The 14,714-nt window shown below is 41.3% G+C and carries 14 protein-coding genes; 7 read left to right on the forward strand and 7 right to left on the reverse strand.

The genetic code is table 11. The features are described from left to right. Nucleotides 1-850: 850 nt before the first annotated feature. Nucleotides 851-1,102 carry a YkgJ family cysteine cluster protein gene (locus Q4533_RS18995; RefSeq protein ID WP_102435385.1) on the forward strand — a complete coding sequence of 84 codons (252 nt, stop codon included), beginning with the start codon at nt 851-853 and terminating at the stop codon, nt 1,100-1,102. A 32-nt stretch (nt 1,103-1,134) separates the two neighbouring features. Further along, nucleotides 1,135-1,590, forward strand: coding sequence for an Rrf2 family transcriptional regulator (locus tag Q4533_RS19000; protein ID WP_102435383.1), 456 nt, complete (start codon nt 1,135-1,137; stop codon nt 1,588-1,590). On the opposite strand, the gene Q4533_RS19005 is transcribed toward Q4533_RS19000, so the two are convergent. The 4 genes from Q4533_RS19005 to gpmM form a co-directional block, all read right to left on the reverse strand. Next, a complete protein-coding gene (locus tag Q4533_RS19005; protein WP_303503831.1) occupies nt 1,565-2,317 on the reverse strand; it encodes a divergent polysaccharide deacetylase family protein in 753 nt (250 codons plus the stop codon). The genes Q4533_RS19000 and Q4533_RS19005 overlap by 26 nt on opposite strands. 10 nt (nt 2,318-2,327) lie before the next feature. Beyond that, on the reverse strand, nt 2,328-3,530 hold the full coding sequence (locus tag Q4533_RS19010) for a S41 family peptidase (protein ID WP_102520586.1): 1,203 nt from the start codon (nt 3,528-3,530) through the stop codon (nt 2,328-2,330). A 110-nt stretch (nt 3,531-3,640) separates the two neighbouring features. Continuing rightward, nucleotides 3,641-4,774: a murein hydrolase activator EnvC gene (locus tag Q4533_RS19015; RefSeq protein ID WP_198589350.1), complete on the reverse strand. Its 1,134-nt coding sequence runs from the start codon at nt 4,772-4,774 to the stop codon at nt 3,641-3,643. A 10-nt stretch (nt 4,775-4,784) separates the two neighbouring features. Continuing rightward, a complete protein-coding gene (gpmM, locus tag Q4533_RS19020; RefSeq protein ID WP_102520585.1) occupies nt 4,785-6,317 on the reverse strand; it encodes a 2,3-bisphosphoglycerate-independent phosphoglycerate mutase in 1,533 nt (510 codons plus the stop codon). Nucleotides 6,318-6,694: 377 nt separating this feature from the next. Between gpmM and Q4533_RS19025 the strand changes: the two genes are divergently transcribed. From Q4533_RS19025 to Q4533_RS19045, 5 genes are all read left to right on the forward strand, one after another. Continuing rightward, nucleotides 6,695-7,129, forward strand: a complete 435-nt coding sequence (locus Q4533_RS19025) for a rhodanese-like domain-containing protein (RefSeq protein WP_076541491.1) — start codon at nt 6,695-6,697, stop codon at nt 7,127-7,129. Between the two features lie 131 nt (nt 7,130-7,260). After that, nucleotides 7,261-7,749: a protein-export chaperone SecB gene (gene secB, locus Q4533_RS19030; RefSeq protein ID WP_102435374.1), complete on the forward strand. Its 489-nt coding sequence runs from the start codon at nt 7,261-7,263 to the stop codon at nt 7,747-7,749. A gap of 3 nt (nt 7,750-7,752) precedes the next feature. Further along, nucleotides 7,753-8,769: an NAD(P)H-dependent glycerol-3-phosphate dehydrogenase gene (gene gpsA / locus Q4533_RS19035; RefSeq protein ID WP_102435372.1), complete on the forward strand. Its 1,017-nt coding sequence runs from the start codon at nt 7,753-7,755 to the stop codon at nt 8,767-8,769. Nucleotides 8,770-8,929: 160 nt separating this feature from the next. Then, the gene (locus Q4533_RS19040) at nt 8,930-10,114 is read left to right on the forward strand and encodes an NAD(P)/FAD-dependent oxidoreductase (RefSeq protein WP_102476991.1); all 1,185 of its coding nucleotides are present in this window, start codon (nt 8,930-8,932) and stop codon (nt 10,112-10,114) included. Between the two features lie 517 nt (nt 10,115-10,631). Next, nucleotides 10,632-10,955, forward strand: coding sequence for a TnsA endonuclease N-terminal domain-containing protein (locus Q4533_RS19045; RefSeq protein WP_303503834.1), 324 nt, complete (start codon nt 10,632-10,634; stop codon nt 10,953-10,955). Here the strand turns inward: Q4533_RS19045 and Q4533_RS19050 are convergent. The 3 genes from Q4533_RS19050 to Q4533_RS19060 are packed head-to-tail and all read right to left on the reverse strand — an operon-like array spanning nt 10,936 to nt 14,663. Further along, nucleotides 10,936-11,526, reverse strand: a complete 591-nt coding sequence (locus Q4533_RS19050; protein ID WP_303503836.1) for a molecular chaperone — start codon at nt 11,524-11,526, stop codon at nt 10,936-10,938. The genes Q4533_RS19045 and Q4533_RS19050 overlap by 20 nt on opposite strands. 49 nt (nt 11,527-11,575) lie before the next feature. Then, complete coding sequence (locus Q4533_RS19055) at nt 11,576-12,217, reverse strand: DMSO/selenate family reductase complex B subunit (RefSeq protein WP_303503838.1); 642 nt, start codon at nt 12,215-12,217, stop codon at nt 11,576-11,578. Nucleotides 12,218-12,227: 10 nt separating this feature from the next. Continuing rightward, on the reverse strand, nt 12,228-14,663 hold the full coding sequence (locus Q4533_RS19060) for a DMSO/selenate family reductase complex A subunit (RefSeq protein WP_303503840.1): 2,436 nt from the start codon (nt 14,661-14,663) through the stop codon (nt 12,228-12,230). Nucleotides 14,664-14,714 lie beyond the last annotated feature (51 nt).

Here is a 14,714-nt window from a genome sequence, read left to right on the forward strand (position 1 = left end):
GCCAACATTACGATAAGCCCTGCTAGCAATAGCAGGGCTTTTTCGTATCTGTTATTTAAAGAATGAATAATAGTGACCTGCTAAAGTAGTTTGCTAAAGCAGCGGTAATTCAGTTGCTTAGACGCTTGATTAGAGATCAACGGCCTGTCACGCCGTGGGCGAGGGTTCGTCTCTTGATAAGAGTAAGTCCGCTCCGCCAACGTAAAGGCGAAAGCCTATACAGCAATGTAGAGGCTTATTTCGTTTTAGAAATGAATGAATTGTCAGCGAGAAAGCGAAAGTTCAGCTGTGTGAATCTGATAATGTGATTGTTATTAGAGACTGTCGACTCGTCACACGCTAAGACGCACTGGTATAACTCTTGATAAGAGTAAGTTAGCTGCGGCAACATAAAGAATAAAGATCAAAGCCTCTACCGTAGTGATTTAGTGCAAGGTAGAGGCTTTTTTAGTTCTGGAATTTAGTTTTTATTTACTCAATATTAATGCAGAAGTAGAATATTCGGTTGGTCAGGATGTTTTTAGAAACTGCCGACCTATGAGACGTTCGAATTTCAAGATCCAAGAATTAAGGTTCTATTGCAACATGCAGACTTTTTGTTTTTAGCAAATTAAGAAAGTTTTTGGCTTATTGCATCAATCTTGTCTAAATGAAAGTAAAGGCTTTTTGTCATTATGGGTAAAGGCTTTGACTCGTTAACTCTAGTCAATACAGATACAAGTAGTTTCGATTGTACCCAAAACTCACATTTTTAAACAAAAGATGCATTTAATGTACTTTTTTTGATTTAGATGTTTTTATATTAGTGATGAGTAAGATATATTGCTCTTTTAAGCAGGTAGGTGGAAGTATGGATTGTCGTTTAGGTTGTGGTGCATGTTGTATTGCTCCGTCAATTACCAGTCCAATACCCGGCATGCCTAACGGTAAACCTGCAGGGGTTCGCTGTATTCAGTTAAATGACGATAATTTGTGTAAGATTTTCGGCGATCCATCAAGACCTGCTGTTTGCGCAGAATTTACCGCGACAATGGATGTTTGCAGTACATCAAATGAGCAAGCATTGATTTTGATCACTGAGCTAGAAGCTTCAACGTCTTAGTATGTACCTTTAATTAGTTTGGATATGACTTTATGCAACTGACCCGTTATACCGATTATGGCATCCGTATTTTAATGTACCTTGCTGCACAGCCAAAAAGAGAGACTTTATTTCGTATTGCTGAAGTCACGGAAGTCTTTGAGCTGTCTTCTAATCATGTTGCAAAGATTATTCATCATCTGGGTAAGCTAGGTTATATACAAACTTTACGTGGTAAAAGTGGTGGGTTTAAATTAGCAGTGAAGCCTAGTGACATTAATCTTGGTCAGCTTGTTGGTGAATTAGAGCCTTCACTGGCCCCTGTTAATTGCAGTGAACCCTATTGCCGCTTTACGCCAGCATGTAGTTTAAAAGGTATTCTTGCGAACGCAGTTGCTGCATATATGAACGTGCTGAATGACTGCACTTTGGCTGATATCGTTAAGAATGCAGATGAGTTAATGGATACCTTACCTGATTTATCTATCTCAATACTTGAACTGAACTAGTGGCTTTATTACTGATCATTGTTACGGGCAACAGCTTTGAAGTATGGACTAGGCTAATTCCTTCGGCTTCTAAGCGATGTAAATTTTGATTCAAAAAGTGCACTGTTTCAGGATATGGGTGTGCTATTACAACAATATTTTCATCGTTTTTTGCTTTTAGCATGATCAGCTTAAATTGTTTCTCTAGTGCCTGCTCACTGACATCGTTATCTAAAAAAATTTGTCTGCGTAACAATGGCACCTCATGTTGCTGCGCCTGCTCACTGGCAACACTAAAGCGGGTTGTCCTGCTATCGACAAAATACAAGTCCTGCTCTTTTAAGCTTTGCATCAGCCAAGTCATTGGGCTTTCAAGTTGTGTGAGCAAACTGCCCATATGGTTATTTGCCCCTTTAGCATAAGGGATACTGGCAATAGAATCTTTTAGCTGGTGTTTTAACTCTTGCTCATCCATTTCATTCGTTAAACCACCTTGGCCTAGGTTTTTACCATTGAGTGCCTGCATGGGAATATGCAGCATAATTTCATGGCCACGCTGATGGCCTTGCTTTGCAAGTTGTTGACCTAATGGAGTATGAGGTATTACCGAAAGGGTAATGCCGTTTGGTAAAGACAAAACCGCCTCATCGGTTTGACGATAACCAATATCGTCAATGATGATAGCGATTTGGGTTGCTTGAACTGGAGCCGTTAACAGTAAAGCTAAAAGTATCAATATATAGCGCACAAAGTCTGCTTTAATTATGAGTTGTTATCCATGCAATAGCGGAAGAAATTTGACCATCCTGTGGTTCATCATATTGCGCTGTAGTTTGTTCAATTATATCCAGATAATCTGTTTTTAGGATAGCATCATTTGATATTTTAATGTCCGGTTCAATGCCTTTAGTGTGAATGTCGTTACCATCTGGCGTGCTATATTTTGCAATCGTGAGCTTTATAGCGTTGCCCATATCCAGCATGGGGATCAAACTTTGCACCGTACCTTTTCCAAAGCTGGTTTCTCCCACTAGCGTGGCGCGGTTATTTTCTTGTAATGCTGCAGCCAGTACTTCTGATGCCGATGCTGAGCCCTTATTAATAAGTACTACCATAGGCACGCCTTTAAATATGGTAGGTTGCGATGCATAGTAGTTTTCATTTGCATCGAAAAAACGCCCTTCAGTTGAAACAATTAAACCTTTTTGCAAAAACAAATCAGCAATACTGATGGCTTGACTGAGTAGCCCGCCGGGATTGTTTCTAACATCAATAATAAGACCTTTTAATTGCTGTTGTTGCCATAGTTTAGCTTGGTTAATAATGGCATTGGTAGCGTCTTCCTGAAACGAGTTAAGTTGTATATAACCGATATTATTATCAATAATTTTCGCATTAATTGATTTAATATGAATTAGCTCAGGGGCGAGATTAAATAGAAGTGTTTCGTTAGCTTGGCGCTCAATGGTGAGTGTTATTGGTCGCTTGTTGATACTGTGCTGCTTAATCTCGGTAAGTACATCGGTTAAATTGGTTTGATCAATCAGGGTGTCGTTAAGTTGCAGGACCTTATCGCCAGGTTGAATATTAGCGCGGGCCGCAGGTGAGTTGGCATAAGGAGTAATGATAGTGATTTGGTTGTCATCAGTTGCCACTTCAAAGCCGAAACCAAAGTACTGGCCATTATTACTGTCATTAATGCTTTGATAATCGCCAGTATCTAAAAAGCCTGAATAGGGGTCTAGTTTATTGAATATTCCTTCGATGGCGTATTCAATTAAGTCTTCGCGGTCTACTTCATTAAAGTAATAGGTATGAACCGTATCGATGACATCAAGTAAGAGTGAGTAACTGTATTCAGATTGGGTTTTATAGTGTTGCTCTGAACTGGATAAGTTCAATGAAAATGCAACGCTTACGCCTAATATGAAGCACAAAATATAACGTGTAATTTGCATCATAACTGCCCCTTAGATACCTTGCGGTATTATTAGGGCGTCGATTGATCAACGATTAAACCTACGGAAGGTTTGATAACCGCCAAAGATTAAATTACTTTATTATTAGCGTGTTATCGACAATATCTCGCTGGGTTAATGGCTTGCCCTTTGTGTCTTATTTCAAAGTATAGGCCAGATTCTGTTTGTCCGCCTGAACTCCCAACAAGTGCAATGGATTCTCCTTTTTTAACGGTTTCGCCAGGTGGAATAAGTAATGACTGCGCGTGACCATATAAACTCATATAGCCTTCGCCGTGATCGATTACCATAACCATACCAAAGCCTCGTAACCAGTCTGAATAAATAACGGTGCCGTGAGCAATAGCGGTGATGGTTTGTCCTTCAGGAGCGGCAATTACCGCACCTTTCCAGCTGATTTGTCCTGAGCGGCTACTGCCAAATTTAGACGAAACTCGTCCTTTAGTTGGCCATTTTAATTTACCGCGCAGCTTGGCTAAGCCATCCATTGAGGGGCTATTTTTGGCCGCCAGCACCGCTTGTTCAATAAGGTGTTTTAAGCTGGCTTCTTCAATTTGTAGTTGTTCAAGCTCTGCGCCTTTGCTGGTCAAGGTGCGTTGAATTTGTGCTAAGGTTTGTTGACGTTGTGATTGTTCTTTAGCGAGTTGTTTAGCCTGCTTTTGTTGCTCAAGAATTAAGGAATTAAGTTTTTGCTGTTCATTAACTTGCTCAACTTTAACTAGCTCTAATTGCTCAATAGTTGTTTTTAAACTGGTAATGGCTTTAATACGGGCATTATTAAGGTATTGATAATACGCTAACATCCGCTCAACTGTGGCAGGGTTTTGCTGGTTAAGCATCATCTTTGAATAGTCATGGTTACCGGCAAGGTAAGCGCTAGATAATTGTTTAGATAAGGTCTTTTGCTGCGTAACTCGCAGTGTATCTAAGTTGACTTTTTCAGCATCAAGTTCGCGAAGTTTAGTATTTACCGCAGACAGTGAGTTTTGGGTTTGATTAACTTTTTGAGCAGCATTAGAGATAGCTTGCTCATCTCGCTTTAACAACGAAATGAGCTTTTCTCGTTGACGACTGGTGTCCTTCAAAGAGCTTTGTTGTTGGTTAATCTGAGCCTGAATAGATTTCAGCTCTGATTGACGCTTACCAAGATCGGCACTTTGAACTGATGATGTCAGTATCACCAAGCCAGCAAACATGCTGGCTTTAAACAAAAGTCGTTTTTTCACGAGTGGCTAGTTACTCTTTGAGTTTAATGATTGAACGGCCGGTCATTTCCTGCGGCACTTCTTGTTCCATCAAGGTTAACATAGTCGGCGCAATATCGCTCAATCGTCCACCTGCATCAATGGTGGCTTCACGGCCTACATAAATGAAAGGTACCAACTCACTGGTATGGGCAGTATGAGCTTGACCCGTTTGTTCATTGGTCATTTGCTCAGCATTACCATGATCGGCAGTAATAATGCATTCGCCGCCGACTTTCGCTAGCGCCTCTACTACACGACCAATACAAGCATCGACTGCTTCACAGGCTTTAACCGCAGCATCAAATTTACCGGTATGACCGACCATGTCACCATTTGGATAATTACAAATAATCACGTCATAGTCAGTAGACTCAATGGCAGCAACTAATTTATCTGTGAGCTCGGTTGAGTTCATTTCAGGCTGCAAATCATAAGTTGCCACATCTGGCGACTTAATCAAGGTGCGATCTTCGCCTTCAAATGGCTCTTCTTTGCCGCCATTAAAAAAGAAGGTCACATGGGCATATTTTTCTGTTTCAGAAATACGCAGCTGTTTTTTACCCTGTTTTTGTAAGGTTTCACCTAAGGTATTGACCAGATCTGTTGATGGAAATGCCACCACAGCGTCAATGTCATTAGCATAGTTGGTTAGCATCACGAAGTTGATTGCAGGGGTAACTTCACGTGTAAAGCCAGCAAAATCGGTTTCGACAAAACAACGAGTGATTTCTCGGGCGCGGTCAGCGCGAAAGTTCATGAAGATTAACGCATCGCCATCAGCTAAGCTTGCGGCCTCACCTATGGTCGATGCAGCGACAAACTCATCGTTTTCATCACGTTCGTAAGCGGCGTCTAATGCCGCAACTGCGCTTGGGTAATTAAAGTCACCTTTACCTTGAGCAATTAAGTTGAACGCTTTTTCAACTCGATCCCAGCGGTTGTCGCGATCCATGGCGAAGTAACGACCAATCAATGAGGCTACCTTACCGTGACCCAAGCTTGCAAATAACTCATCAAAATGGATCAAAGAGTTTTTTGCGCTACGAGGTGGGGTATCACGACCATCTAAAAAGGCATGTAAATACACCTTAGTGGCACCGCGCTCAACCGCCATGCGGCACATGGCTTCAATGTGCTCTTCATGGCTGTGAACACCACCTGGCGACATTAAACCCATAATATGCACAGCGCCATTATTGGCGATAGCTTTATCGATTGAAGCGCACAGTGCCTCATTTTGATTAAACTCATTGTCAGCAATGGCTTTGCTAATGCGGGTAAGCTCTTGGTAAACAATACGGCCAGAACCAATATTGATATGACCCACTTCTGAGTTGCCCATTTGACCGTCAGGTAGGCCAACATCCATACCTGATCCGGAAATTAAACTGCTTGCATATTGGGCGGTTAACTTATCTAAAACTGGAGTTTTCGCATGAAAAACCGCATTTTTATGCGTATTTTCACGATGACCCCAGCCATCTAAGATAAGTAATGCCAGTGGACGTTTTGGTGTCGTCATGGGAGTACCTTTAAGTTTTAAAAGAAAAAGTTTTAAGAGAAAGCTAAAATTTTAATGGTATGGATATTACTTCTTTTTCAGCTCCTGAAAAAGAAATTTACCTTTGAAGAGCGGCTCAGTAGAGGCAATTTACGATGAATAGCTTGCCCAGTCACAATCCCGTGCAAGATGAATAAGGCTCAATAACAACACATTTAGTCAAAAACCTGTGAGCTATTGCCCTTAGGATAGTAAGCAAATGCAATGTTTCGTCGTTAAAGTGCTGCCCATGGCACAGTAGAGAAGATGATTAGGCTTGAATTTGCTGCATTATAAAGATGCAATCGGTATACTCTGTGGCTTATTAATTTTAGCCATTTTTAAAGTAGGCAGAGAAGATGCAAGAATATATCGAATTTTTTCAAGCTAACCCTGTATTAAGTATCGCATGGGTTGGTTTATTTGCTGCAGTTGTGGTGATGACCATTAAATCAGCAACCTCAAAAGTGAGCAACGTCAATACTCAAGAACTGACCATGCTAATGAACAAGCAAGGCGCTAAAGTTGTTGATGTGCGCTCTCAAGACGATTACCGCAAAGGTCACATCGTTGACGCTATTCATGTGCCATTAGCAGAAATCAAAAATAATAAAGCGACTGCCCTTGAAAAGTTTAAAACCAGTCCCATTATTACTGTATGTGCTGCTGGAATGACATCTTCGCAAGCTGCTCAACTTCTTGTCGCTCAAGGGTTTGAGAATGTTCATAACCTAAAAGGCGGTATGGGTGATTGGCAAGCGGCAAACTTACCTGTTGTTAAAGGTAAGAAGTAAGATAACAAACTGGTGAGACCCAATTTACCGGGATGGTCTAAAATGTTGTCTAACGGCCACATTTTAGCGACAAGCCCAAATTTACGATTAGCTTCGCAGAAGAGCTAAAAAACATTTGAAGGTAGGAAATCATGGCTGAAGTAGCAAACAACGAAGAGCAAGCACCACAATTCAACATCCAACGCGTTTACACAAAAGATGTGTCTTTTGAAACGCCAAACAGCCCAGAAGTTTTCCAAAAAGAATGGAATCCAGAAGTTAAGCTGGATCTTGATACTCGTAGCAACAAGCTATCTGATGATGTTTATGAAGTGATCCTTTCTCTAACTGTTACTGCACAAAATGGCGAGCAAACTGCTTTCTTATGTGAAGTTCAACAAGCGGGTATCTTCTCTATCACTGGCTTAACTGAGCAACAACTTGCTCACTCTTTAGGTGCTTACTGCCCTAACGTACTATTCCCATACGCACGTGAAACAGTAGGTAACTTAGTTTCTCGTGGTACTTTCCCACAGCTTAACCTTGCTCCAGTGAACTTTGATGCACTATTTGCACAATATGTTCAACAGCGTCAGCAAGAAGCTGCTGCAGCACCAGCTGCTGAAGAAGCAAACGCATAATATATGAATAACACTGCTGAAATTGCGGTTTTAGGGGCGGGGTCTTACGGCACCGCCCTTGCCATTTCTCTTGCAAGAAGTGGCCACAAGACCTTACTTTGGGGTCATGAGCCTGAGCACATGACCGCGTTAACTAACGATCGCGCCAATAATGCCTTTCTACCAGGGATTACCTTTCCTGATAGTCTTGAAATTGAAGCCGACTTAGCCACCGCACTTGCTGCCACTAAAAATGTATTGGTTGTGGTGCCAAGCCATGTGTTTGGTTTAGTACTGCAACAGGCCAAGCCTTTGCTACGAGATGATGCACGCATTGTCTGGGCGACAAAAGGTTTAGAGCCTGAAACAGGTCGATTACTGCAAGATGTTGCTCTTGAGCATCTTGGGGATAAATTTCCATTAGCAGTATTATCAGGCCCAACCTTTGCAAAAGAACTGGCTGCAGGTATGCCAACAGCAATTTCGGTAGCGGGCACCTGCCCAAGCTTCACTAATGATTTAGTGGAACTACTGCATAGCCCGAAACGTTTACGTGTTTACGCTAATGATGATTTTACCGGCTTACAATTAGGTGGCGCAGTTAAAAACGTTATCGCAATTGGCGCTGGCATGTCTGATGGCATTGGCTTTGGTGCCAATGCACGCACCGCATTAATCACTCGTGGTTTGGTTGAGCTAACCCGTTTAGGCGTTGCTTTAGGTGCTGATGCTAATACCTTTATGGGTATGGCAGGCCTTGGTGACTTAGTACTAACTTGTACCGATAACCAATCACGTAATCGTCGTTTTGGCTTGGCATTAGGTAAAGGCTGCGATGTCGATACTGCTCAAGACGAAATCGGTCAAGTGGTTGAAGGCTATCGCAACACCAAAGAAGTTTACACTTTAGCTAAACGTCTTAATGTTGAAATGCCTATCACTGAGCAAATTTACCAAGTGTTATATCAAGGTAAAAGCCCAACAGATGCCGCTAAAGAGCTACTGGGTCGAGACCAAAAGTCTGAAACCATTAGTGAATAGCTAAAGGCATTGTGTAAGTGTGAATGCGACTAAAAGGGTGCTAATATAGCGCCCTTTTTTGTGGCTTAAATATACCGCTTGCTAGCTGATTAACGCTGTCGAGTAGGCAGCGTAAACTGTCACAATAATCGCCCCCAATCATTTTAAAGAGAGTAAGCTTGTGAAACATCATGACGTGATCATTATTGGCGCTGGCGCAGCAGGACTCATGTGCGCCTCTACTGCTGGCTATCGAGGTCGTGATGTTCTAGTGCTAGATAATGCTAAGCAAGCAGGCCGTAAAATTCTCATCAGTGGCGGCGGTCGTTGTAACTTCACTAATCAAAAAGTGGAACCTCACAACTTCTTGTGTGGTAACAGCCACTTTGTAAAATCTGCCTTAGCACGTTACCGTTCAAGTGACTTTATCGAGTTAGTTGAGCGTCATGGCATTGAATATCACGAGCGTGATCATGGGCAGTTATTTTGTAATGACTCAGCTAAAGACATTGTCAGCATGTTAATGACAGAGTGTGAATGGGCTGGCGCGCAAATACAGCTACGCACTGAGATTGTGTCGGTCACCAAAAATGATGCTGGGCAGTTTGCAGTCGTGACCTCAAACGGTGAGTTTAGTTGTGAGTCACTGGTGATTGCCACGGGCGGCTTATCAATGCCCAAACTTGGCGCATCACCTTACGGTTACAAGCTTGCAGAACAATTTGGACTAAAGGTGTTACCGACCACAGCAGGCTTAGTGCCGTTTACATGGCATACGGAGCAAAAAGCGCGTTTTGAGCCTCTGTCGGGCATTGCGGTGCCAACAACAATCACCGCGCAAGATGGCACTCAGTTTAGCGAAGCATTGTTATTTACCCATCGCGGCTTATCAGGCCCGGCAATTTTACAAATTTCAAATTACTGGCAAGCAGGCCAAAGTATTAGCATTAACCTGTTACCCAATGAGTCAGCGAAAGATAAAATCGAGCTAGCGCTTGCAAATCACCCTAAGCAAAGCCTACGTAACACCATCAGCCAATGGCTACCAAAGCGCTTGGTTGAAGCGTTATTTGAAGCAGCACTGCTTGATAAAGCCTTAAACCAGTTAGGCCACGGTGAGCGTGAGCAAATAGCACAAGACCTTAATGAATGGTCAATCGTGATGAACGGTACCGAAGGCTATCGCACTGCTGAAGTCACCTTGGGTGGCGTTGATACTAATGAGTTATCATCTAAAACCATGCAGTCTAGCAAGGTTACTGGATTGTACTTTATTGGTGAAGTGATGGACGTCAGTGGTTGGCTCGGAGGGTTCAACTTTCAATGGGCCTGGTCGTCTGGTGTGGCGGCCGGGATGGCGGTTTAGCTATCTTGGAACAATATAGTTTGTACAGAGGCCAGAAAGTTTGTACACAAAAGCCAAGATTGGAATATTAAAGTTTGTACACTAGTTTTGAACGTCAACTAAAACAAGGTGTTGGAGGCATAAACTGCCGCAAGGTGAAGGAAGAACCCAAAGGTACAGCCAACACACTACGCCTATTAGTGTACAAACTTTATAAATACCAACTGCCGTAACTAACTGATTTACTGTCCCGTTATGAACAAACTTTATTGTGCGAAAACATTAGCTTTGTGCAGAGACAATAAAGTTTGCCCGTAGTGGCTCTGCTTACTATGATTACTGTAGGCTAAACTTATTGGATTGAACATGGGGGCGCGGGCGTAAACTAGAATCGTTTAAAGATTTTGAACGAGCATTAAAAAATAAATATGGGATCGGTCAAGGCTCAGATTATAAGCCTTGGCTTAGGACTGTTGATGTAAACTCCAAAGGTACACGCTCACTAATCTATGGTAGGAAGTCTCAAAGAGAGCACCATATGATGTCTTCAATCGAAAGTGAGCATTTCTACCTCGCTGAGTCTTTAAACTGTGTGGTTGATATTATAGAGCAATTCCCTCTTCTTCCCCTTAATTACACCCAAAAAGTCGCGAAAATACTTGGTGTTGAACATCCAAAACATCCAATCACCAAAGAACCTATTATCATGACAACTGATCAGTTGCTCACGATAGACTCTCCTCAAGGCACTATATACCATGCAATCTCTGTAAAACCTGAAGATGATTCGGGTGACTTTGTAGTGCCTGTGAATCCACTGACTCAACTTTTAGTTGCTTATTTTATTTCCAATAAAGGATAAGGCGGGATGAGATTAAAGAAAGTTCTTTGTAAAAAAATGTATTCGAATGGGTATAAATACCATCGAGCACTATAGGTAGCCAAGGGAATAAATGTTCATTAATAATAATGCTAACTAGTTCTATACGTATTGACTCACTTTTTTTGCTGGTCATGATTGCAGCTATGGAAGCAAAGATTAAGGCAAAATGATCGCTAGGTTCATTTCCGTTAAGCTCAATTTTTATTTGATTTTTTTCTGTAAACTTTTTCCAGTCTCTTGTTGATTCACCAAATAGTAATCTGTCTTTATCTGTATAAAAAGAACCCCAAGGATATACAGTTTTATGTGGCCCCCCAATGAACATGTTATTAAAGTCACTTTTGATTTCATGCAAACTTTCATTGGTGAAATCATTAATTATCGCGTCTATACTTAATTTTGATTTCTCATCTAATAATGGGAAGTTGTGAAAGCATTCTGTAAATACTTTAAGTTTTTCGTCAGTGATAGCTTCATAAAATGCGGTTGATAAAAGATTAAATATAGAAGCAGAAACTTCTAGTTGGTCATTAAGTGTTAAGTTGTTCATGACTTCTTCCAAATGATAATGGGGGGGATTCTCCCCCCCCTACAGAAACTTAAACTTCGTTAGGATTCTCTATTTTTCCAGCGGTTGAACCTGATGGCTTAGTTAATAATGTACTTTTAATTATCAAGTTTGGGTTCGTAATACCAGCATCTGGTAATGGCGCTATACTCGCATTGTTGCCATATTTTGATCTAAGTATATCAATATCATCAAACTGTAAGGCTTTTTGAGTGCAACCAGCAACGCATAAAGGCTTTTTCCCTTCACTTACTCGTTTGAAGCAACCGTCACACTTGACCATAATTTTTCTAACATTATCTAATTGTGGAGCATCGTAAGGGCAAGCTCTTGAGCAACTACCACAACCAATACATAAATCTTCGGCTACGTGTACAAAACCATCTTCGCGTCGCTTATGCATTGCACCTGTTGGGCAAGCTTTTACACATACTGGTCTATCGCAATGATTGCAACTTATGGATGTGTAATAACCGAAGGTACTGCAAGTAACGGTGTTATTTTCACCTTCTTGAAATCCACCACCAATGTACTCATAAACTCGCCTAGAGATGACACCTGGGGCTGCATCAAATTTATCTTTACAGGCAATATGACAAGCTTTACATCCATTACATTTTCCTGGATCAAAATAAAAGCCATATTGAATTTTAGTTTCGATTCTATTAGTCATGATTTATCCCTTATGCTTTATATACTTTTGCACGAACTGTGTGCTGTGGATTGCCATTAGAAATAGAACAAGGTCTTTGACTTGTTAGGGTGTTTATACATCCCCCGATATCGATTCCATTTTGTGGGTTATACCATTGCCCTTGAGGAAGTGATGCAACTCCAGGCATTACTCTGTTAGTAATTCTAGCTTTAACCAGAACCTTTCCTCTCAAAGACTCTACGATAACGTCATCACCGTCTGAGTAGCCCAAAGCATCCTTAGGGTTAACCCAAACGGCATCAAATACAGCTTCGTTAAGCCAAGGGTTAGATGCGTGGCTTGAGTGTACTCGGCCTTTGGTGTGATGACCGATTAATTGCAAAGGATAGTCTTTTACAGCTTCAGAGTTGTCTTCATAACCTTCCCATGTTTTCACATAAGCAGGTATAGGAACAATGAAGTGATCAGGTATGTAGCTGGGGGCAACTCTATTTTTCCCAATACGATCAACTGCATGAGAGAATAATTCAATTTTTCCTGATACTGTGCCTATAGTTGCACCGTTGTTAACATAATCATATAAAGCACACTGCCTCTCATCATTTTCAGTGTACTTTTTAACTAATCCTTTTTCTTGAAATTCCTCTAATGTTGCAGGTAGATCTTCAGGATAATTGGGTTGAATTTGAGAAGTGTACATATATTCAAGCCACTCACCTTCAGTTCTACCTTCAGTAAATTGGGCGCTTGTACCTAAAACTTCAGATAACATAGAGCACATCTCATAGCTTGATTTGCATTCACCAAGAGGTTTAACATTAGTCGTTAGTGCCGTTAGATATGACATCCCACCAGCAGAATAACTTTGGTCAGCAATATCAGTGCTTTCAAGCCAAGATTTATCAGGTAAAACATAATCAGCATACTTCGCTGATGCAGTCATGTGATTATCAATTACTACAATAGTTTCACAAAGATCTTCTTGTTCTAAAATCTTAGCTGTTCCATTACAATCGCCGTGCTGGTTTATTAATGTATTTCCTGCATATAACAACGCAAATTTGATGTTTGCTCCCAATTTACCATTGCCATCTTCGCCTAATTCATCTGCTGGCAGAACAACACCATTCTGATGGACATCTAGATTTTCTCCATCCTCAACAGCTAGAGGCCATAGCCAATTAGGAATCACTGCTTTTTGGGTACCTGTATCTACACCAGGCATGCCTGATACATTAAAGCCCCAAAATGAAAATGGTAACATTCCATTGCTTGTACCACGTTTACCTATAGCTCCCACCAATGCAGCTAAAGCAGCCATTGACCAAACATTATATTCACCGTTTGCATGGCGCTGAATACTATGACCAGAAGCAACAAATGGAGCCTTTGCTGCCGCTAACTGTTCAGCAATACTTTTGATTGTTACTGCCGGAACACCACAAATTCTTTCGGCCCATTCAGGTGTTTTTGGTTGAGAATCTAATTCACCAGCACCTAAAATATAGGCTTCATAGCTACGTTCATAAGGGAGTGCATCAAGACCTTTTTCAGGTAAGGCAGCTTCGTTACGAAATCCGTAACAAAATTTATTTAAATACTCTTCATCAATAAGATTGTTCACTATTAGATGATATGCAATACCTGAAACTAATGCTGCATCGGTGCCTGGACGGCAAGGGTGAAACTCATCACCTTTACCAAGGACTGTGTCATTATATCGACAATCGATATGAATCGCTTTAGCACCATTTTTTTCTTTAAACAATTGATATTCATAGGCCTCTCCTGAACCACTTTGTCGAATTTCAGCAAGGTTATATCCAAAGAACAAATGAAAGTCACTATGTTGCATTTCAAGGACTTTCGAACCGCCATAGCCATCAACTACGAGAGGGAATATAGTTTCTGCTTGGGCACTACTGTAAGACCCATAGCCCGCTAAAAAACCACCTTTTGTATTAAGTAAACGTTGCCAACAATCTACCCCATTTAATGAATAATCGGCTCCAGAACCATCAACCCAAAATACTGATCTTGGACCATAATTATCATAGATACTATTAAGGCTTGTACCAATTTCATTAATTGCTTGCTCCCAGCTAATGCGTTCGAATTTACCTTCACCACGCTTACCTGTTCGTTTTAATGGGTACTGTAATCGGTCAGCATTATAAATACGTTTTCTATTACCTCTACCGCGAGCACATGGAATAACATGATGATCCCGATATTCCCCGCTTCCCTCTTCATCGGTCTCAATACGTGTAATTACTCCATCACGGCTATATATTTTCAATGGACAGTTTGAGCCGCAATTACCAAGACAGGCGGACCAAGACTGTACTTCACTTGTAGGCTCTGGCGGCTTAACATTGGCATCATCAGAGCTGGTTTTACAACCTGTTACCGTTGCAGCGCAGCCCAATGCGGCGCTTGCTTTTAAAAAACTTCTACGTTCCATTGATATATCCTCTCGTAGCATTAACGATGCGTCTTAGCGCAATTGGTAGGT

This window comes from Shewanella sp. 6_MG-2023 (assembly GCF_030547195.1).
Lineage (GTDB): Bacteria > Pseudomonadota > Gammaproteobacteria > Enterobacterales > Shewanellaceae > Shewanella.